Below are 20,787 nucleotides of genomic sequence, written 5' to 3'. Positions count from 1 at the left end.
CTATGAAAATCATGACAAAAGCGGCGGTTATGCTCCTTGTCTTGGGCACTGCGGCATGTACCAATCCAGACCGTTTTGCTGGCGGCGCGGGTGCTGGTGGTGCTGGCGGCGCCGGTGGTGCTGGCGGCGTCGGGATGGACGGTGGCATGGCCGGGTCGGTAAGTGACCCGCGCAGCCCGCTGTATTTTAACCAGACAATTGGTGATCGCGTGCTTTTTGCCGTTGATACGTCCACACTGACCCCCGAAGGGCAGCGCATTCTGGATGGTCAAGCCCAATGGCTGCTGACCAACGCCGATTACCGCGCCGTTGTGGAAGGGCACGCTGACGAGCAGGGCACCCGCGAATATAACCTTGCTTTGGGCGGGCGTCGTGCGAACGCTGTGCGTGAATATCTGGTCTCGCGCGGGGTTCCGGCATCCCGGCTAGAAGTAATCAGTTATGGCAAACTGCGCCCGATCGAAATTTGCTCTGAGGAAAGCTGTTATGCTAAGAACCGCCGCGCCGTGACGGTGCTGTCGTTCTCGGCCATCACTAGCTAATCTAGCCTAAAGGACGTTCCATGTTGCACCGTATTGCTCTTGTTTGTGCTGTTTTGTTTGCGCCGATGCCTGCCCTTTCGCAGGATGAAACGTTGGCCGACATTCGCCAACAATTGACCGGACTTTATGTCGACGTGCAACGGTTGCGCACGGAACTGTCGACCACGGGCGGCCTAAGCACAGGGGTGGTTGGCAACACCCCGCTTGACCGCCTGAACGCGATCGAGGCGGAGTTGCAGCGACTGACGTCCAAAACCGAAGAGCTGGAATTCCGTGTGAACCGTATCACGGTTGATGGCACCAACCGGATTGGTGATCTTGAATTTCGACTTTGCGAGCTGGAGAGCAACTGTGACATTGGTCAGTTAGGCGATACGCCTAACTTGGGTGGTGTTGATAACGGTGCAAACGTACCAGCCCCAAATCTGCCACCCGCAACTGGTGGACCATCGCTTGCTATTGGCGAACAGACCGACATTCAGCGAGCCCGGGAGGCGCTCGCCAACCGTGACTTTCGCGGCGCCTTGGACCAGCTTACGGCCTTTAACTCGTCCTATCCGGGAAGCCCGGTAGCCTCTGAGGCGAATTTTATGCGTGGTCAGGCGTTGGAAGGATTGGGGCAACCCACAGATGCGGCGCGCGCATATCTCGAAGCTTTTTCGGGCGATCCCGCCGGCGCGCAAGCCCCGCAAGCCCTGTTCAAGCTGGGCGCATCATTGGGCGAAATCGGCCAAACTCAAGACGCATGTTTGACCTTAGCCGAGGTCAATGTACGCTTTCCCGGCCACCCATCGGTCAGTGACGCGCAATTGGCGATGCAGAATTTGGGATGCCAGTAGACGTCGCGCTAACTGATCTGACGGGACAGTTTTCACGCATCGTTACGGAAAGTGGTGTGGCTTTTCCACGCCGCGCTGTTGCATTGGCGGTATCGGGTGGCGGCGATTCAATCGCGATGATGCATATGGCTGCGCGCATGATCAGTCCCGAAATGTTGCATGTGGTATCAGTTGATCACGGTTTACGGTCAGGCGCTGCCACCGAAATTGCCGTTGTTCGTGATCAGGCAGCCCAACTGGGTCTGGCACATCACGTGCTGCACTGGACTTGGGATAAAACCGGAAACCTGCAAGCGGCTGCGCGTCATGGGCGTTGGCAAGCCATTGCACGTTGGGCGAAGGGTGCAGGAATAGACGCTGTCTTTCTGGGTCACACCGAAGACGATCAGGTCGAGACCCTGTTGATGCGTTTGGCACGCGGGTCCGGTGTGGACGGGCTGACGGCGATGAACCAAACCGCCATGCGTGATGGCCTGCAGATTGTGCGACCGCTTTTGGGTATGACCCGCGCGCACCTGCGCGCGTGGCTAAAAGACCAAAACATCCGCTGGTGTGATGACCCCAGCAACGAAGACCGACGCTTTGACCGGGTGCGCGCGCGTCAAATGTATACCCAGTTGGAAGCGCTGGGTATGACCCGCAAACGGTTGTTGCAAACGGTGGATCATATGCAGGCCGCACATCGATCACTGCAAAAAAGTGCTTTTGATTTTGCGCGCCGCCATGTGCGGCAAGATGCGGGTGATCTGATTTTCGATCCCGAAGGCGTGATCCTGGACAAAGATGACACACCACGGCGGGTCATGGCCGCGGCATTCTCGTGGATGGCTGGCCAAACATACCGCCCGCGGTTTGATAGTCTGATGGCGCGGGTGGATCAGGTGCGCAAAGGTCAGAAGGTCACGCTGTCGGGGTGCATTCTTTTGCCGCAGCCCGGCGGTGGCGCGCGTTTGGTCCGCGAGGCCGCGGCGACACCCGTCGTAATTGCGGGGCAAAGCCCAGACGCGGGTGTGCAATGGGACCGGCGATGGTATCTAGAGGGACCAATGACGCCCGGTCTTCGGTTTGCGGCATTAGGGGACGGGCTGCGGCAATGTACGGACTGGCGCCGTCTTGATATCCCGCAATCGTCGCTCATGGCGTCCCCTGCCGTTTGGCGTGATGGCGCGCTTTTGGCGGCACCGGTCGCGGGTCTGTCGAATGGCTGGTCTGCGCAGATTGTCACGGATTTCCATTCTGCGGCGTTTGGCATTGAAGATTAAGCATTAGCCTCTATTTTAGATGAAACGGTTGAAAACGACTCTGTGGTTTTCATTCCCCGACTTCAAAGGAGTTCCCCTTGGGCAACGCGAGAAATATGGTCTTTTGGATCGTCTTGTTTCTGATGGTTCTGGGCCTGTTCCAGATTTTCAGCGGCACACCCACCGCAACAAGCGGTAATAGCAAAAGCTATTCAGATTTTGTTGAATCGGTACAGGCGAATCAGGTGGCAGATGTCACGATTGACGGCGAAAACGTGCGCTACGTCGTGAACGGTACGACATATACGACGATTAAACCCGAAGACGCCGAGATCACAAATTTGTTGATCGCGTCAGATGTATCTGTGACTGCAAAAAGTCAGGAAACATCGTTGCTTCAGTCGTTTTTGGTCACGCTGTTCCCGTTCGTTTTGCTGATCGGGGTCTGGATCTACTTTATGAACCGGATGCAAGGCGGTGGCAAAGGCGGCGCAATGGGCTTTGGCAAGTCGCGCGCGAAGCTGCTGACCGAAAAACAGGGCAGGGTCACGTTTGATGATGTGGCCGGCATCGACGAAGCCAAAGAAGAACTTGAAGAAATCGTCGAATTTTTGCGCAATCCGCAGAAATTCAGCCGCCTTGGCGGGAAAATTCCAAAAGGTGCATTGCTGGTCGGACCTCCGGGTACTGGTAAAACGCTTCTTGCGCGGGCGATTGCAGGCGAGGCGGGTGTTCCGTTCTTCACCATTTCCGGATCTGATTTTGTTGAAATGTTCGTGGGTGTGGGTGCATCGCGTGTGCGTGACATGTTTGAACAAGCCAAGAAAAACGCGCCTTGCATCGTGTTTATTGACGAAATCGACGCCGTTGGGCGGTCACGTGGCGCAGGCCATGGCGGCGGCAACGACGAACGTGAACAGACGCTCAACCAGTTGCTTGTTGAAATGGACGGCTTTGAGGCCAATGAAGGCGTGATCATCGTCGCGGCCACCAACCGCCGTGACGTGCTGGACCCTGCGCTGTTGCGCCCGGGCCGTTTCGACCGCCAAATCACGGTGCCAAATCCGGATATCAAAGGCCGCGAGAAAATTTTGGGTGTCCACGCACGTAAAATTCCGCTTGGTCCTGACGTTGATCTGCGCATTATCGCGCGCGGCTCGCCCGGGTTCTCGGGCGCTGATCTGGCGAACCTTGTGAACGAGGCTGCATTGATGGCCGCGCGCGTGGGGCGCCGGTTTGTCACAATGATCGATTTCGAATCAGCGAAAGACAAGGTCATGATGGGCGCAGAGCGTCGGTCGATGGTGATGACCGCAGAACAAAAAGAAATGACCGCCTACCACGAAGCGGGCCATGCCGTTGTGGGGATTTCCCTGCCCAAGTGTGATCCGGTTTACAAAGCGACGATCATACCACGCGGTGGCGCATTGGGCATGGTGATGAGCCTGCCAGAGATGGACCGCCTGAACATGTTCAAGGACGAATGCCACCAACGTCTGGCGATGACGATGGCCGGTAAAGCGGCAGAGATTATCAAATACGGCCCGGATCAAGTCAGCAATGGCCCCGCAGGGGATATTCAGCAGGCAAGCCAATTGGCCCGTGCCATGGTATTGCGCTGGGGCATGTCCGACAAAATCGGTAACATCGACTATGCTGAGGCGCACGAGGGTTATCAGGGGAATACAGCAGGACTTTCTGTTTCGGCGCACACCAAAGAACTGATCGAGGAAGAAGTGCGCCTGTTTATTCAAGACGGGTACGACCTTGCGCGTAAGATCCTGATCGAAAAGAACACCGAATTCGAGCGCTTGGCGCAGGGCCTGTTGGAATATGAAACGCTGACGGGTGCAGAGATCAAGCGGGTGATGGCAGGTGATCCGCCGCAAGCGGGCGATGATGCGGGCGATACACCTGTGAGTGAAACACCGTCGGTCACCGCCATTCCGAAGACCAAGTCGAAAAAGCCACCAGCACCGGATGCCGGGCTTGAGCCGGAACCAACCGCATAAGTTTAAAACGCCGCCCCCTGATCTGGGCGGCGTTTTTTATGGGTCGCGCAGATGACGAAACAACGATTGCGCCGACCGTTGCAGATCGCTTACCCCTACCGATAAATCGCAACGAAAGGTCCGCCATGCCCGCTTTGAAACCAACCAAGATTACCGGCGAAGTTGTCTGGATCGGTCACGTTCCTGACCGTGACGCGTCATTGGCGTCTAAGGCGCAAGAGACCGCCGATCTGACCTTTGCGGGTATCCCCGGTGAAATTCATGCGGGTCTGACGCGCCCGTCCTGTTCTCGCGTCAGTAGCCAATACAAACGTAACACCGAAATTCGCAATGTGCGGCAATTGAGCGTGTTGTCGGCTGAAGAGCTTACTGAGATTGCGCATGACTGCGGTCTGGCCGCGCTGGACCCACAGTACGTTGGGGCGTCGATGGTGATCAAGGGAATTCCGGATTTCACCCATCTGCCGCCATCGTCGCGCCTGCAGTTCCCGGATGGGTCCACGTTGGTTGTGGATATGGAAAACCGGCCATGCCATTTGCCCGCCAAGGTAATTGATGCGGATTACCCCGGCGCCGGGGCAAAGTTTAAAACTGCTGCCAATGGCAAACGCGGCGTGACGGCTTGGGTTGAATGTCCGGGGCAGGTGCGCGTCGGTGACGAGGTGCGATTGCACGTCCCCGATCAGCGTGCATGGCGCGGCTAAGGTTTCGGGTGTGAAACACCTGCACCCTTTGCCGGCGTTTCCGGCGATACAAGTGTCCGAATGGTCCGCATGCGGGCTTGCAAACCGGCTAAATTCGGGTTGAACAAACACGGTATTTGCGCAGGCCCTTGCTTCAGGTTAGGACGCTGCTGTCTGACAATTTTTAGCGCCGGGACCGTATGACCATGACAGCCACAGTAATCGACGGAAAAGCCTTTGCCGCCAAAGTGCGCGCCCAAGTTGGAACGCACGTCAGCAGATTGAAAAATGACCACGCGATCACGCCCGGCCTTGCGGTTGTGTTGGTTGGCGAAGATCCCGCGAGCCAAGTCTATGTCCGTTCAAAGGGTAAAATGACCCTAGAGGTCGGGATGAACAGCTATGAGCATAAGTTGGATGTCGATACCCCCGAAGATGTGCTGCTTGCGCTTATTGATCAGCTGAACAACGATCCCGCCGTACATGGCATTTTGGTGCAGCTGCCGTTGCCCGCGCATCTGAACAGCGATCTGGTGATCAACAGCATTGATCCGGCCAAGGACGTGGACGGGTTTCATATTTCTAACGTGGGCTTGTTGGGCACCGGACAGAAAAGCATGGTGCCTTGCACTCCGCTGGGGTGCTTGATGATGTTGCGCGATTACCATGGCACCCTTTCGGGCCTGAATGCAGTCGTGGTCGGGCGGTCAAATATCGTCGGTAAACCGATGGCACAGTTGCTGTTGAATGACAGCTGCACGGTGACGATTGCCCACAGCCGGACCAAAGATTTGGCAGGTGTTGTGCGCGGCGCCGATATTGTGGTGGCCGCTGTTGGGCGTCCACAAATGATCACTGGTGATTGGATCAAACCGGGGGCGACCGTGATCGATGTTGGTATCAACCGGATCGACAAGCCCGAAGGCGGCACACGGCTGGTCGGCGATGTCGACTTTGACAGCTGTGCGGCTGTCGCAGGGGCGATCACGCCCGTGCCCGGTGGCGTTGGCCCTATGACGATTGCATGTCTGTTGGCAAACACAGTCACCGCCTGTTGCCGCGCGAACGGATTTCCAGAGCCTGAGGGGCTGACCGTCTAAACGCGGTGGGCCAGAAATCATGTTAACGTTTTGGGCGCGGTTTCAGGTTTTGAATGGCCGTCCGTACCGCCTCGGGGAGGGCGGTGTTGCTGTCCGGCGCGATATCAAGCGCGGCACCGACATCTTTGGCCAGAATACCGATACTGTTATCGTCGGTGAACCCGTCACGGGCGAATTCGATCTCGTCAAATCCAGAGGCCAGCCAGTTTTGGCCTGACGCAGTGCCGATCAGCGACAGCAGCTTTTCTTCGTCCACGCCCTGTGCGTCGCCCCAATCCAGTACCAGCCGTGTCATCGCAGTGTGCGATGCGGCCAAAAGGTTGTTCAGCACCTTGGCGGTCATGCCCGCACCGAATGCGCCCATATGGTGAATGTCGCGGCCCATTGCGTGTAGCAGCGGCATCACGGGGGCCGCGTCCCCACCGACCATAAACGTCAGGGTCCCCGCTTTCGCGCGCACCTGCGCCCCCGACATCGGCGCATCAATCAGGGTAACCGTTGCCGGGATGCGTGCGCGCAATGATTTGACGTAATGCGGTGACAGTGTCGAACTGATGATGATTGTACGCAGGGCTGTGGCACGCGTGACAACGGATTGGTCACCAAATAGCAGCGCTTCGGTTTCGATCGCGTCACGGACAACCGTGATCAGCGTTTGTAATCCGTCGCAAAAGGTTTCGATGTTGGTCGCGACACCGGCGTCGGGGCGGGGGTCATACCCGAGTGCGCGAAAACCGGCCTTTTGCAGATTTTCGAGCATAGGTTTTCCCATGCGGCCGCAGCCTGCGACACCGATCCCGTTTTGCATACGCGTTCCCCCCCGAAAACCAACTGACTTCCCACTTGGTAATGGGACGTCAGTTGGATGAAAATAGCGGCTGATCAGTGAACGATGTCTTCTTCTTTCACGAACATGTTCGCCCAGGCACGGTCAATCAGGTCAGGGGACATCTGATAGGGGATGCCTTCAAATTCGCAAATCGCAATCATCTGGTCGATCAAAAAGATCGGCTGATAGTTGGCATAGACATTGTCGATCTCGGGGTAGCGTACGTTCAGGAGGTGGACGAGCGTGTCCTCATCAAGCGGCATCTTGCGTTTGCGCGCGACCATCGCAAAAATCTTGAGAAAATCCTCTTGGCTTGGCCCGTCGATCTTGATTTTAAAGAAGATCCGCCGCAAAGCCGCTTTATCGAAGATCGCGTTGGGGTGGAAGTTGGTCGAGAAAATGACGAGCGTGTCAAAAGGCACTTCGAATTTTTCACCCGATTGCAGGGCAAGAATATCTTTGTTTTCCTCTAGCGGAACAATCCAACGGTTAACGAGTGTCTGTGGCGGTTCAGCCTGACGCCCAAGGTCGTCGACAATAAAGATGCCGCCGGTAGACTTAAGCTGCAGCGGCGCTTGATATGTTCGCGCGGTCGGGTTGTAGACGAGGTCCAACATCGAAAGTGACAATTCACCCCCGGTGATGACCGTTGGCCGTTCACACCGCACATAGCGTGTATCAAAGCGACCCGAGGTCCGGCGCAGGCTGTTGGGATCGTCAACGTCATCTTCAGCAGAGCTGTGCACGATGGGGTCATAGACGGTGATCACCTGACCCGAGTATTCAATCGCGCGCGGGACGTATATTTTGTCACCAAGCGCATCCCTAATCCCGTTCGAAATCGATGATTTGCCGTTGCCAGGTGGTCCGTACATCAGGATCGACCGGCCTGCACCGACTGCTGGACCCAAGTTGGACAGCAGATCAGGTGGAAGAATCAGGTGACCCATCGCGGTCGATAGCTGTTCACGCGAAATCTGAATGTTGCGGATCGACTGCCGTTTGATTTGTTCACTATAAATTTGCAGCGGTACAGGCATGGCGCCGTAGTATTCCGATTGCGTCAGCGCATCGAGCGCCCTTGCGCGACCCGCATCCGTTAGCTGATAGCCCATTTCATTGCCGTTATTGGCATTCAAGGTACCTGTGGCCTCAAGCAGAAGCTGGCCGCGGGCCATATCCACCAATTCTTGGGTGACAGGCACGGGCAAACAAATCGCGCGGCTGATTTGCGACACTTGGCTCAGGTTCATCCGGAACATCGTCTTAATCAGAATGTCACGCATCATCGCCATAGGCAGCAACATCGCATCAAGGCTGCGCGGCGCAGGAGGTGCTACTACACCGGTTGTCTGAACATTCATATCGTTAGCCCATTACCTAGAGTTTTAGGTCCGCGTACCGACCCAGATTTGGTGTGGATGAAACCAGCCTATTGTGGCGAAATAGTGAACAAACCTGCGCCTGTCCAAGGCATTACCTGAAGCAGCCGTTTTCTTTTATCGATAGATTGCGACGATCAGCAAGTAAAACAACAATGTCATGCTCAGGGGAAGGCCCATTGGAAACTTGCGCCCTGTGTCCCAGCTTTCCCATTGGGGGGTCATTTTGCGAATGAAGGATAAGCGTGCAATGCGGTGGGTGACATAGCCGGCCAATAGACACGACGCCAGCAGCGCAAACACCAACCTTAGGTCAGCATAGGCAACCATTGGTGCGGCGGCAGCCATGAATTTGGCGTCGCCCGCACCCAAGACCTTTGCTGCATTCATCAAAATCCCGATCGCCAGGACGACAGCAAAATGCGACCAATGCCAAAGGTAGTCATAGAAGGGTAGGGCAATGAGCCCGATCACAGCATAATAGAGCAGCAAGAAATCCGTCGCCATGTTCGGGATTTTCATGCTGCGCATATCGCTCCATGACACGTATATCGACACAGGAATGACGGCGGGAAGAAACCAAAGCGCTGAATATGCTGTTAAACCCATCACCTAGTTGACCGCGTTGTTTTCGAGCGCGGCCAACGCGCGCACTGCTTCTTCGAAGTGACGCGGATGGGTCTCGATCGCGTCGGCCAGCAGTGATTTCCCTGTCCTTACGTCGTTTTGCTTGATTGCTGTTAGCGCCATTGTGTACAGCAATTGCGCCCGCTCGACTTGTGTCATGGTCACCACCGGAAGGGTGTAGTTGCGCTGCGCGCCACGCGCCAAAACAAGGTTGTTTTTCGCTGTGAACAGCCCCGGATCATGGCGCAACGCATCTATAAAGAGCCGCTCAGCACCCGAGTAATCGCCACGTGTCAACTTTGAATAGCCCCAGTTATTATAGACCGAGGCTGGGCGTGTTGTCAGACCAGACGCCGTTTCATAAAAGCTGTCTGCCTTGCTCCATTGTTGGCGGCTGTCCGCCACCATTGCTTCAAAGCGGTAGCGTTTGAAGGTTTCATATGTTGGCGGGACGGTGTTCAGTTGTGCGGCCGCATCGTCCCATTGGCTTGCACGAATGAACGCACCTGCCAGTTCAACGCGATCTTCACTGGTGGCGTCGGGATAGGTCAACACAGATTGCCAGGCTGTTATCGCCTCTGGGATCCGGTCTGCGCGGACCAGTGATTTGGCAAGGCCGCGCCGCAAATCGATGCGTTCAGGGGAGTTTGCCGATGCGCCCGAAAAATAGCGTACTGCCTCTTCCGGGTCGCCAACGGTCAACATCACATCATTGAGGTTTGATTCATCAATAACGTTGATATCACGCAGGGCCTCTTCTACTTGTTCGTCGGCTGATTTTTCGCATGCGGTCATCGCAAACGAAGCGACGCATAGCGTCAAAATAATCGAATGGCGCATATTTTTTGCGTCCTTTTTTGCTGCTCTTACCTCAGAGGTCCGACATCAGTACGAAATCTCCGGCACCGCGGCGGATCAAATTAAAGTTCTGATCGTCTTGTAGCACATTATTTTCAACATTTTCTAATTTTGCGAGTGCTAAAGTCAAGTTGTCGCGAATTTCATCTGAATTCCCGTTATCTGCGGCATATGCACGCCGGAACACTTCGCTCGCTTCAGCGACATTCCCTTTTTCCATCAAAATTACGCCTAGGTTGTTCCACGCGGGAGGGAACGTGGGATCCTTTTCGACCGCCATGCGCAACCAGCGTTCGGCTTGGTTCAAGCGCCCTAAGTTAAGATTGGCCGATCCGATCGCCGACATCGTGTCGACGTTCAACCCTTGCTGAGCCGCGGCGCGGTTATATGCTTTGAGTGCTAGTTCGTATTCGCCCGATGCCATCAGTCGGTGCCCAACGACCAAGCCATCAACATTGCTTTCTCCAGCGACACCGGGCGCAAACACACCGTCAGATTCATTGAGACCGCCTGAAGAACAGGCGGCCAGAATGATGAGCGCAAGACCATAGGCGATCTTTCTGTGTGTCATCACAGTTTAACCCCCGCCAAGGTTCTTTGCTATGGCGTAGATAGACGGGCCGATCAAAATTGCCATCAGCGGAGGAACCGTCAACATCATCGTTGCGAGTGTCATCTTGGTGGGCAATTTGTTTGCTTTTTCTTCGGCGCGCATCACGCGCTTGTCGCGCATTTCTAGGGAATACACGCGCAGCGCATCAGCGATGGATGTACCAAACTGCTGTGATTGGACCAAAACTGTAACAAAGCTGGTGATATCTTGTACGCCGCAACGTTCTGCCATGTCCTTCAAAACGGTGGTTTTGTCTTTGCCTGCTTTGACTTCCTGGCTGACGAGTTCAAATTCGTCGGAAATATCTGGAAAGCCAGAACGTAGTTCTTTAGACACACGAATAATCGATTGGTCCATGGATTGACCTGCCTCCACACAGACAAGCATCAGATCAAGAGCATCCGGAAAACCGTTGGTAATGGCCTCCTGACGGACCGCTTGACGGCGTGTCACCCAATACTTAGGCAGCATATAGCCGGCGCCACCAGGGACCAAGATCGTAAACGCAATGCTTTGCGTGTCGACGTCGCCAAGGGACATTTTGTAGATAGCGTAAATCCCGCCTATCAAAAGTCCGAAGATGCCTAAGGCAAATTGCAAGAAATGGTAAATACGAACCGAGTTTTGGCCGCGATAGCCTGCCTGTAACAGCTTAAGTTTAACGGCAGAGTATTCGTCAGCGTTCTGAGGTTCCAAAAAGCTGGAGTATTTTTCTAATTTGTCTTTGCTGGTTGCGGTACGAAGCTTTTCACCTTTGGCTGTTTTTTTATCGTTTTGGCGCGCACCGGCCTTCAAACGATCAAGCGGGTCCTCTTGTTTTTTCATGAGGGTTGGTAAGGTGAGAAGGACTAAGAATGCGCCAAGTAGCCCTATCAGGATAATTCCACCATAGGGTCCGAGAAGATCCGAAATCGCGGTTTGAAAGGCTTCCATAATCTTTCCCTTAGACTTTAATATTAACGAGGCTGCGCATCACGATCATGTTTAGCACCAAAAACGCACCGATGACGAAACAGGCCGGAATGAACATCGGGCTTTCCATGACCTCGTCAAAATAGTCAGGTTTCACCAGCGTAATCATAATTAACGCAAGGATTGGAAAGGCGGACAACAGGTTACCGGACCACTTTGCTTCAGCGGTAATTGCGCTGACGCGGCGAAACAGGCGGAAACGTGCCCTGATCACCTTGGCCAAGCCGTCCAAAATTTCGGCAAGGTTCCCACCTGACGTTTGCTGAATGCTAACGGCCACAGCCAAAAAACGCATATCCTGATTATCCAGACGTTCCGCCATCGATTTGAGTGCTTCACCCATGTCTCGACCATAGGCGGCTTCGTCTGAGATCAATCCAATCTCTGTGCCCAGTGGATCGGCAATTTCGTTCGATACGATCTGAAGGGATGCAGAGAATGGGTGGCCAACACGTAGCGAGCGCACCATGAGTTCTACGGCCTCAGGCAGTTGCTCGCCAATCATCGCCATACGCTTATTCGCTTTGCGGCTGACCCAAACAAAAACCCCAGCAACGCCCATGAGCATTGCGACCGGAAGACGCACAGCGGCGCCAAGTTGTGTTAAGAATGTAAGCATGACAAACGCGACGACACCCAGAACACCCATTATCATAACCAGTTGAGTGGGTGTGAATACAATGTTCGCTTTCTGCGCTCTGTCGGCAAGCAAAGAGTAGACCGGGATACTTTGCGATCGCATATGCTGCGACATTTCTTTGCGCAGTTGGTCCAACACCTGTTCACGGGTTCCGCCCTTATCCAGCATATCCAAGCGGCGGTTGACCTTGCCGTCCATGCTGATGGATTTACCAAAGATGAGGAGATATATGCCTTGAACCATCGCCACAACCGCGACGAATATCAGAACATAAATAAGGGGAGCAGCAGAAATCATACGTTACTACTCCGCAACCATGGGTTCAAAAATGGCCGGCGGTAGATCATAACCCCAAAGTTTGAAGCGATCTGAAAAATGGCTCCGAACGCCTGTCGCGGTAAAGTGACCGATGATTTTGTTGTCTGGTGTCAGGCCGACCCGCTGATAGCGGAAGATTTCCTGCATCGAAATCACGTCACCTTCCATCCCGGTGATCTCTGTGATGGACGTCATGCGGCGCGAACCGTCCTGCAAACGAGAGGCCTGTACGATCAGGTTCACAGCCGATGAAATCTGGCTGCGCATCGCCTTAAGGGGCATTTCGATCCCGGCCATCGCGATCATGTTTTCCAGACGTGACACCCCGTCACGCGCAGAGTTGGCGTGGATTGTGGTCATTGATCCGTCGTGGCCAGTGTTCATGGCCTGCAACATGTCGATAACCTCTTCACCGCGGGTTTCCCCAACGATAATCCGGTCAGGGCGCATCCGCAGTGCGTTTTTCAGACAGTCGCGTTGCGATACGCCACCTTTGCCTTCAACGTTTGGTGGGCGGCTTTCCATCCGGCCGACGTGGGTCTGTTGAAGTTGAAGTTCCGCAGTATCCTCGATCGTCAGGATGCGTTCGTCATCGTCGATAAATGATGACAGCGCGTTAAGCGTTGTGGTTTTACCGGAACCGGTACCCCCTGATACGATGACGTTCAGACGCGTGGAAACTGCCGCCTGAAGATACGCCGCCATTTCTTCCGTAAACGCACCAAACCGCACCAGATCCTCGATGCCTAGTTTATCTTTTTTGAATTTACGAATTGAAACAAGGCTGCCGTCCACCGCGATCGGTGGAACCATCGCGTTGAAACGAGACCCATCCGCAAGGCGCGCATCGACGTAGGGGTTACTTTCGTCAACACGACGCCCAACGGCGGACACGATCTTGTCGATGATCCGCAACAGGTGCTTTTCATCTTTAAAAGTGATGTCGGTCAGTTGTAGTTTCCCGTCGCGTTCCACAAAGATTTGTTGAGGACCGTTGACCAGAATATCGTTGACAGTGTCATCTTTTAGCAATGTTTCGAGTGGACCAAGCCCTGTAACCTCAAAGAAAAGGTCCTGGCTCAGCGTTTGCCGCTCTTCGCGGTTCAGCACAACACCCATTTCTTCGAGCGTTTCATTGGCGATCGCGTTAATTTCGGAACGCAGCTCTTGCTCGGATGCGGTTTCAAGTGCCGCGAGGTTAAGGTTGTCAAGCAAAGCTTTGTGCAGCTCTAGCTTAATTTCGCCAAGTCGCTCTTTGCGACGCTTGTCTTTGTCAACCGTACCAACCTCTGCTGGACGTTTGGCAGGCATGGCGCGCATCAACGATTGTCGCTCTACCGGTGCAGCGGCTGCCGTTGGCGCGACATTTACCTTTGGGCGCACACTGCCAGCGGCAGGGGCGTCTTTGGGGGCGTTAGGCTTTTTATATTTCGAAAACATATGTTGGCCTCTTAAGCTCTGGCTTCGACGTCAGCTTTGTTGATGTCGTGCATAGACTTTGCAAGTTTAATAATTTCTTTGCGCAGTGGATTTTTGGGAATGCTGACGGCCATCGGGGAACCGTGGTCGCAGCTTTGCATCACCGGCTTTCCGCCATCGGGCATCAGCAAATCGATCGAGATACCTAGACTATCTGCTAAGCGTTTGACCCGGCTCTTGCCGTTCAAATCTGTAAACCCGGGCGCGCGATTCAGGATAAACCGAATTTTCTCAAACGGCAGATCCTCTGATTGAAGCGCACGTTTGAGGCGCAGCGTATTTTGCGCCGACCGCATATCAAGTTCGATAGTCGCAAAATAAATATGGGCCATCTCAAGCACGGTCTGAGACCATTCAACCATCGTGGTCGGCATGTCGATGACCACATAATCAAAGTTGACCCGTGCCATTTCAATCACGCGGCTGATGTCAGCAGGCGTGATCATGTCCAACGGAATCATATCGGTTGGGGCTGTCAAAACATGGAGCTTTTCATCGTACATCAACATCGACTGAAGAAAGCCTTCTGAATCCATCGACTCTGTGTCGGTCAACATTTCCAGAACTGTTTCGCGGCGCGGCAAGTCAAGGTAAGTTGACGCTGAGCCAAATTGGAAATCAAGATCGAGCAAGCACACCTTTTGGGGGTTGTCCTTGTCAATATTTGCGAGCTCCCAAGCAAGATTGACGGCAAACATCGTCGCGCCTGTCCCGCCAGCCAGCCCGTGAACCGGTACAATAACGCCAGACTTATCGCCCGTTGCCTTAAAGGCCTTCCCGCCGGTTTCTGATTTTGCAGGTTCTTGTGCTGTCAGCACGCGTTCGATGGCACGTGCCAGTTCATTTTCTGGCAAAGGGTAGGGCACAAATTCGTCACCACCTTCGCGCAAAAGCTGATGCAGTGCTGTCGGGCTTACATCTTCGGCGATCAAGATAACCTTGATACCGCCGGCTTTGGCGGCAGCGATGATTTCTGAAATGAGCGATAGGTTTTCTTCGTCTTGCGCGTCCATTGCGATCGTGACGAACTGAAGGCTACGCGCTTCCTTTTGAACAAGAAAGGCCGCGGCGTCATCAAAGCTGAGGTCACCCCAGGCGTCACCTAGGGCCGCCTCCATATCCTCGATCAGCAGGTCAAAAATTTGCACATCGCGGCTAATCGTGCACGCGACGATAGGCGGTGCGTCATGTTGTACTGCCGTACTATCAGTCATTCGTTGTCGTCCTCATCACTTCTTTTGCCCATCTTATTCCGCCAATAGCAGTCTGCGCCAGTGCAATAGAAACGCATGCTCTCTACCCGTCAGTAGTGCGCGCGAATCTTCATCATTATCAGGGGGAATCGTGTCGAGATTTGGACCAAAAGGTCGGAAAGCAAAGGAATGTTGCGTCGATTAAGTCCAAATCAACCTGTCCACGCCACATTCCCATGGCGTGGACAATTTTGTGGTAGGCTATTTTCAGCCGCCCGTTGCGACAGAAACAGATGTGCCGCCTAGAACAGTCGCTGGTACCGCACGCGCAATGTATTCGCGGTAAATTACTTGCGCGTACTTGCCGTCCAGAACCAGCGGATTGTTTTCGACGAAACCGGACACTTCGGTCACGGTACGACGATTGCGACGCTCTGGATCCGTTGTCGAAATAATCGGCTGTGTTTCGCCGAAGGATGCAACTGCTTCGAGTCGGCTACGGCTAATCCCCTGAGATGTCAGATAAGCCACCACAGCCTGTGCCCGACGCAGACCCAAGGCCCGGTTGTAGGATTGGCTGCCGACAAGATCGGTGTGCCCGTACACCCGGAAGCGTACCTCTGGGAACTGACGGATCCAATCTGCCTGACGCTTCAGCACAAGCAGTGCCTGCGCGTCGAGCACCGCAGAGTTAAACGCGAAGTTTACGGTCGAGTCGATCTCAGAGGCAAAGCGAGCCGCCAAGTTAACACGGTAATCTTCTTGCCCCGACTGAACCATCACATTGTTCATCGTCGAGTTACCGAAGTGCCCATTGTCGATAACGGCCCCAGCTTCGTAACCAAGCTGCGGGAAATCACCTACTGTTGTTGAGCAACCTGCAAGAAGAGCAGCAGCCATTGCTGATGTCATAAGTTTTTTCATTGACCTGTGCTCCAAATTCATTCGTCCATGACGTAGCCGTAAGAACCGGTAAAGTCCTGACGCGCTACCTCACCAGCGCCACCCGGGATTTGGGTGCCAGCTGTTGTTTTGCCAAGTAGGAACAGATCGGCTTCGGTGGGGAGCCGCACACGATCAGTTGGAAGTGACAGTGCGGCGCCGCTTGTTGGTGAAACAAGGTGTGGCGTAACAATTATCACGAGTTCAGTTTGACGACGCTCGTATTCAGCACTGCGGAACAAAGCCCCCAAGATTGGAACATCACCGATCCATGGCACTTGACCATTCAGATCGGTAAAGTCGTCCTGTAGAAGGCCTGCAATCGCAAAGCTTTCCCCGTCACGCATTTCGACGGTGGTTTTGGTTTCCCGGCGCGAAAAGGCGTTGATCGAAATGCCATTCGCGGTGAAGGCCGTTGTCGTGTCAATCGCAGAAACCGCGGCTTGCAGTTCCAAATTGATGATGTCGCCATCCACAACAGTCGGGATAAAGTTAAGCTCAACGCCAAAAGGCTTGAACTCAACGGAAATCGTCCCATTGCTTCCAACAGTGGGGATTGGATATTCACCACCGGCAAGAAAGCTTGCCTCTTGGCCGCTAAGGGCCGTCAGGTTCGGTTCCGCAAGGGTGCGAACGACACCGCGGCTTTCCAGCGCCTCAAGCATAAGCCCGACACCTACACCGCCAGCGTCGAAGCCAAATAGGAATGCTCCATTGCTTTCTGCTTGCGACGTGAGCGCAACGCCTGCCGGGACTACCGCACCAGGGGTCGTCTGGCTTGGAAGGCTCGTGACGCCGCCAGCGCCGGTGCCGCCAATAACGTCCATCGCCGCAAATCGACCGCCCAAGCTTACTGAGCTCGAGAGCGATTTGCGCACAGAACGCTGCATTTCCGCGAAACGAACCTGCAACATGACCTGCTGTATGCCGCCTACAACCATCAGGTTTGAAACCCGATCAGGTGCATAGCGATTTGCCAATTCAAGCGCACGGTCAAGCCGTGCGATAGAGCTGACAGTTCCCGAGAGAACGATGCCGTCGTTTGCTGTGCGGACTTCAATATGCTCGCCCGGCAAAACCTGTGTCAGGCGCTCTTTGAATTCTGCCATATCGGGTGATACATGCACTTCGACGTTTGTGATCAGACGCCCATCAGCGCCCAAAAGTGTCATAGTTGTGCGACCTGGTTCTTTGCCCAGTACATAGATTGTACGGTCCGACAAAGACGAAATATCCGCAATGCCGGGGTTAGCAATCGAAAGTTCCGTGAACGGAACATCGCTTTCCACGACGACGGCCCGATTCATCGGGACGCTAAGTGCACTGGATGCCGCGCCGCGCAGAACGCGCAACGTTTCAGCCGGTGCCATTGTTGGAGCTGCCGCGGATAGCGACAACGTCAAGCCGGTAAGTGCGGCTTTGATAAATCTGTCATACTTCATAAGTGACCTGCCTCTCCGATCACGCCTCGTTGTTAGGGTCTTAATGCCCATCATTCCATGACCATGCGTCACGTGCTCATTTATTGCAATAATCAATAGGTTGGAGGGTGAAGCGTATGTGGACATCGGGCAACACTCTGTGCACTAGGCGAAAAAGCGCCCGGATATCTCCGCGCGCTTTCTCCTTTATTTAGGCTTGTTTAGACGGGTGTTATTCGCAGGGCACTTCTTCAACGGGAACCCGTTCGGTGCCGCGGCGTTCATAACGATAGCAGATTTCTTTAACCTCTTCGACGACAGGGGCCTGAACAACAACGTCCTGTTCACCTGTAATGGCGCTGTTATCGACCGTGATGTTTGAGGCGGTTGGCGCTGCGTCGCCAGACCCGATCAAAGAAATAGTTAGCTGGCCGGATGACTGTGCTTGTGTCAGGAGTGCCACTTCTTCCGGGGTGACTTGAAGAACAACATTTTGTGCGGCGCCGTTGCCTCCCATGACTGCGATGATTCTCAGACTGGATTTCAATAGATTGGTCACTTCGCGCCCTGACCGCAAACGCCCTGTCCAGTAAAGATCAATTCGGTCTTGTGGGCGCAGCGTGCCCAACCCCCCGGTCACGCGCCCGGAAATCGGAAACGCACGCATCCCTGGATCAACCAATGCAGTCAGGCCGCGGTTGGATCCCGGCGCTGCGAGTTTGCTTTCCATGATAGGTTCATTGGGGAGCATGGGCAGAGCAACAACGCGCGACGCAGGAAAGTTTTGTGGAAAGAGCGCTTCTTGGGTTTGCACCACGCCTTCAGGAAGCGAGTTTTTCGCGTATTTGATGAGAACAACATCGTCTGGCGTCATTTCTTCGCCGTAGGTAAACGCACGGTTGGGAGAATAGACATCTACGGTTTGGACAACCCCGTTCCGAAGCTCCCGTTCGCGCGCTAGGGCGTCATCTTGTTTTTCGAGCTGCTGTTTGACCATATAAACCGCGAATCCGGCTAGCCCCATGCCAACAACTAGTACTAATGCAAAAAGTCCGCGCATTGTGGTATCCCCTGATGTCCAATTGCCAATCTTCGGATTGGCAGTTCGGTGGCGATGTTCGGCTCGCACAGCCAAACATCGCCAACACTTTTGTCTTCTAAACTAAATAGCGGTCTTGATACAATCCGTCACTTGGTGCTGGTGCATGATGACCGCAAGTCGTCAAGACCGTAACGGGCTGTTACTGCAATGCAGCGCCGCAAAAGAAATGAAGCACCCATCGCCTAAACAAGGGGTGCCTTTCTAAATGGCGTAAGCGATTTATCAGTGTTTTTTTAGCCATCGATATTGTCAAGCGCGAGTTCGATCTCATTTGCGAGGCCCACTGCGCCGCCTGAAATCGAGGTGACGACAACTAAGCCCAGCATTGTGATCGCCGCAGTCAATACCACGAAATCAACAGTTACAGCACCGTCTTCGTCGTTACGAAATGTTGTGATGAACCTTTTCATGTTCGTTACTCCTGGCTGTCGTGCCAACGGAATGTACCTGGCAGCGAAAATTCTAAATGTTGAGAATATTGTGCTGTCGAAATGAGGCGAAATTTGGGTACGGGCGCAGCTATTTTATGTGCAAACCGTATGTCTTTAAAGAAAAAACGCGCTACGTAAAACGTAGCGCGTTCTATATTAGACAAACCAAGTGTATTGGTCTGAAGCGCCAGAAATATTATTCGGCGTTCATTTTGTTCAGTGATGTTTCAATCTCGTTGGCCAAGCCTTTTGCGCCACGGGAAACCGCGCCGCCAACAGCCAGACCCAGAACAACGATCGCAGCAGTCAGAACTACGAAGTCAACTGTTACAGCACCGTCTTCGTCGTTGCGGAAGTTTTTGATAAAGTTAAGCATTTAATTCCCTCCTCAGGGTATCACTAGGGTTTATTTCGTTCCGCGCCGGGTCAGCTGGCTGATTGGTTCAACCTAACCCCCGACTTGGATGTCCTTATATAGCCTCTCGATTGGGGCGGGAGTTTGGCGCGTTTCGTTCTTTTTTGGCGGTCAGTGCTATTTTTCGAAAAAAAATACCAAGTGTATGTAAATTAAAGACTTTTAATGGCAGTAGCGCGCGAGGCTGGCAACCTTGCGTTGCTGAAAAGCCCGCAATCGCCCGAAAATGACATAATTGTTCCCGTGAAACTGGCCTTTTGGCGAATTTATGCCAAGGTCACATTAATAAAAAATGATGAGCAGGACAGAAAATGAATCGTAAGATTCTAAGTTTGGTGGCTTTTGCGACCCTTGGATGCGCGGGCGCCGCCAACGCAGAGGTGATACGGCTTCAGCCTGACTTTACATTTCGCCGCGTCAGCGTGCCTTCGACGAGCGCAGGAAGCCGCATCAACGTGCAAATCGATCCCACAGCTGCACGGCGTGGCCCGGTATACGCAGAGCCCGCGCCAGAGCCAGCATCCGCCCCGAACGTTGCGCCGCCCGTGTCGTCGGGCATGGAGTGGTTTTGGGCAGGTGTCACATCTGGTTTAGCAGAGGCCAGTCCGGGCCGTCTGACAACCGCCATCAACCAGATCAACAATCCACCGTCAGGGAAGGGCGTGCCGACACCGCGTTTGCAAACCCTGCAGAACATTGCGCAGGCTCATGGGCTGTCAATCTTGCGCGAGACGGTTGGTACGGATGTGTCGCCTGCACTTGTGCTTGCGGTGATTTCTGTCGAAAGCGCCGGTCGTACCGATGCAGTCAGTTCCGCAGGGGCCACTGGCCTGATGCAATTGATGCCCGCGACCGCCAGCCGATTTGGCGTCGATGACAGCACAAATGCCAGCGAGAATATAAAAGGTGGTGTCGCGTACTTGGGGTGGTTGCTCAATGAATTTGGCAATGATCCGGTCCTTGCGCTTGCGGGGTATAACGCTGGCGAGGGGAATGTGCGCCGTCATGCGGGGGTGCCGCCCTTCGCAGAAACCCGCGCCTATGTACCCAAGGTATTGGCCGCGTGGCAGGTGGCAAAAGGCCTGTGTCAAACCCCACCAGAACTGATCACTGACGGGTGTGTGTTTAACGTAAATGGAATTTAGGCA

The 20,787-nt window shown here is 54.1% G+C and carries 22 protein-coding genes; 8 read left to right on the top strand and 14 right to left on the bottom strand.

Annotation, left to right across the window (positions count from 1 at the left end):
- The first annotated feature begins 2 nt into the window (after positions 1–2).
- The 6 genes from pal to folD all read left to right on the top strand — a co-directional run bounded on the left by pal (position 3) and on the right by folD (position 6,417).
- Positions 3–542 carry a peptidoglycan-associated lipoprotein Pal gene (gene pal / locus ACXJGX_RS04255; protein ID WP_474778945.1) on the top strand — a complete coding sequence of 180 codons (540 nt, stop codon included), beginning with the start codon at positions 3–5 and terminating at the stop codon, positions 540–542.
- A 20-nt stretch (positions 543–562) separates the two neighbouring features.
- The gene (gene ybgF / locus ACXJGX_RS04250) at positions 563–1,381 is read left to right on the top strand and encodes a tol-pal system protein YbgF (protein ID WP_474778943.1); all 819 of its coding nucleotides are present in this window, start codon (positions 563–565) and stop codon (positions 1,379–1,381) included.
- On the top strand, positions 1,372–2,643 hold the full coding sequence (tilS, locus tag ACXJGX_RS04245) for a tRNA lysidine(34) synthetase TilS (RefSeq protein WP_474778941.1): 1,272 nt from the start codon (positions 1,372–1,374) through the stop codon (positions 2,641–2,643). The genes ybgF and tilS overlap by 10 nt, the downstream gene beginning before the upstream one ends.
- A 77-nt stretch (positions 2,644–2,720) precedes the next feature.
- The gene (gene ftsH, locus ACXJGX_RS04240; protein WP_474778939.1) at positions 2,721–4,634 is read left to right on the top strand and encodes an ATP-dependent zinc metalloprotease FtsH; all 1,914 of its coding nucleotides are present in this window, start codon (positions 2,721–2,723) and stop codon (positions 4,632–4,634) included.
- Between the two features lie 125 nt (positions 4,635–4,759).
- Positions 4,760–5,338 (top strand): MOSC domain-containing protein, encoded by a 579-nt coding sequence (locus tag ACXJGX_RS04235; RefSeq protein WP_474778937.1) that lies wholly within the window; start codon positions 4,760–4,762, stop codon positions 5,336–5,338.
- Positions 5,339–5,523: 185 nt separating this feature from the next.
- The gene (folD, locus tag ACXJGX_RS04230) at positions 5,524–6,417 is read left to right on the top strand and encodes a bifunctional methylenetetrahydrofolate dehydrogenase/methenyltetrahydrofolate cyclohydrolase FolD (RefSeq protein ID WP_474778936.1); all 894 of its coding nucleotides are present in this window, start codon (positions 5,524–5,526) and stop codon (positions 6,415–6,417) included.
- Between the two features lie 22 nt (positions 6,418–6,439).
- Here the strand turns inward: folD and ACXJGX_RS04225 are convergent, their stop codons facing one another.
- The 14 genes from ACXJGX_RS04225 to ACXJGX_RS04160 all read right to left on the bottom strand — a co-directional run bounded on the left by ACXJGX_RS04225 (position 6,440) and on the right by ACXJGX_RS04160 (position 19,600).
- A complete protein-coding gene (locus tag ACXJGX_RS04225) occupies positions 6,440–7,225 on the bottom strand; it encodes an NAD(P)-dependent oxidoreductase (RefSeq protein ID WP_474778934.1) in 786 nt (261 codons plus the stop codon).
- A 74-nt stretch (positions 7,226–7,299) separates the two neighbouring features.
- A complete protein-coding gene (locus ACXJGX_RS04220) occupies positions 7,300–8,610 on the bottom strand; it encodes an ATPase (RefSeq protein WP_474778932.1) in 1,311 nt (436 codons plus the stop codon).
- Positions 8,611–8,745: 135 nt separating this feature from the next.
- Positions 8,746–9,237 (bottom strand): prepilin peptidase, encoded by a 492-nt coding sequence (locus ACXJGX_RS04215; protein WP_474778930.1) that lies wholly within the window; start codon positions 9,235–9,237, stop codon positions 8,746–8,748.
- A gap of 3 nt (positions 9,238–9,240) precedes the next feature.
- A complete protein-coding gene (locus ACXJGX_RS04210) occupies positions 9,241–10,095 on the bottom strand; it encodes a tetratricopeptide repeat protein (protein ID WP_474778928.1) in 855 nt (284 codons plus the stop codon).
- Positions 10,096–10,126: 31 nt separating this feature from the next.
- Positions 10,127–10,684 carry a tetratricopeptide repeat protein gene (locus ACXJGX_RS04205; protein ID WP_474778926.1) on the bottom strand — a complete coding sequence of 186 codons (558 nt, stop codon included), beginning with the start codon at positions 10,682–10,684 and terminating at the stop codon, positions 10,127–10,129.
- 6 nt (positions 10,685–10,690) lie between these two features.
- Positions 10,691–11,659, bottom strand: coding sequence for a type II secretion system F family protein (locus ACXJGX_RS04200; RefSeq protein WP_474778924.1), 969 nt, complete (start codon positions 11,657–11,659; stop codon positions 10,691–10,693).
- 10 nt (positions 11,660–11,669) lie between these two features.
- A complete protein-coding gene (locus ACXJGX_RS04195; protein ID WP_474778922.1) occupies positions 11,670–12,635 on the bottom strand; it encodes a type II secretion system F family protein in 966 nt (321 codons plus the stop codon).
- Positions 12,636–12,641: 6 nt separating this feature from the next.
- A complete protein-coding gene (locus ACXJGX_RS04190) occupies positions 12,642–14,096 on the bottom strand; it encodes a CpaF family protein (RefSeq protein ID WP_474778920.1) in 1,455 nt (484 codons plus the stop codon).
- Positions 14,097–14,107: 11 nt separating this feature from the next.
- Positions 14,108–15,349 (bottom strand): CpaE/TadZ family protein, encoded by a 1,242-nt coding sequence (locus ACXJGX_RS04185; protein WP_474778918.1) that lies wholly within the window; start codon positions 15,347–15,349, stop codon positions 14,108–14,110.
- A gap of 246 nt (positions 15,350–15,595) precedes the next feature.
- On the bottom strand, positions 15,596–16,252 hold the full coding sequence (locus tag ACXJGX_RS04180) for an OmpA family protein (protein WP_474778916.1): 657 nt from the start codon (positions 16,250–16,252) through the stop codon (positions 15,596–15,598).
- 17 nt (positions 16,253–16,269) lie between these two features.
- On the bottom strand, positions 16,270–17,712 hold the full coding sequence (locus ACXJGX_RS04175; protein ID WP_474778914.1) for a type II and III secretion system protein family protein: 1,443 nt from the start codon (positions 17,710–17,712) through the stop codon (positions 16,270–16,272).
- A 211-nt stretch (positions 17,713–17,923) separates the two neighbouring features.
- A complete protein-coding gene (cpaB, locus tag ACXJGX_RS04170) occupies positions 17,924–18,751 on the bottom strand; it encodes a Flp pilus assembly protein CpaB (RefSeq protein ID WP_474778913.1) in 828 nt (275 codons plus the stop codon).
- A 275-nt stretch (positions 18,752–19,026) separates the two neighbouring features.
- Positions 19,027–19,203: a Flp family type IVb pilin gene (locus ACXJGX_RS04165; protein ID WP_474778911.1), complete on the bottom strand. Its 177-nt coding sequence runs from the start codon at positions 19,201–19,203 to the stop codon at positions 19,027–19,029.
- Positions 19,204–19,420: 217 nt separating this feature from the next.
- Positions 19,421–19,600 (bottom strand): Flp family type IVb pilin, encoded by a 180-nt coding sequence (locus tag ACXJGX_RS04160; RefSeq protein WP_474778909.1) that lies wholly within the window; start codon positions 19,598–19,600, stop codon positions 19,421–19,423.
- Between the two features lie 204 nt (positions 19,601–19,804).
- Here ACXJGX_RS04160 and ACXJGX_RS04155 point away from each other — a divergent pair, with 204 nt between their 5' ends.
- Both ACXJGX_RS04155 and ACXJGX_RS04150 read left to right on the top strand, forming a co-directional pair.
- A complete protein-coding gene (locus tag ACXJGX_RS04155) occupies positions 19,805–19,954 on the top strand; it encodes a hypothetical protein (RefSeq protein WP_474778907.1) in 150 nt (49 codons plus the stop codon).
- Complete coding sequence (locus ACXJGX_RS04150) at positions 19,951–20,784, top strand: lytic transglycosylase domain-containing protein (protein ID WP_474778905.1); 834 nt, start codon at positions 19,951–19,953, stop codon at positions 20,782–20,784. The genes ACXJGX_RS04155 and ACXJGX_RS04150 overlap by 4 nt, the downstream gene beginning before the upstream one ends.
- The last annotated feature ends 3 nt before the right edge of the window (positions 20,785–20,787 follow it).

The organism is Yoonia sp. SWMV100 (assembly GCF_056108365.1).
This window is presented reverse-complemented; position numbering and strand designations above follow the sequence as displayed.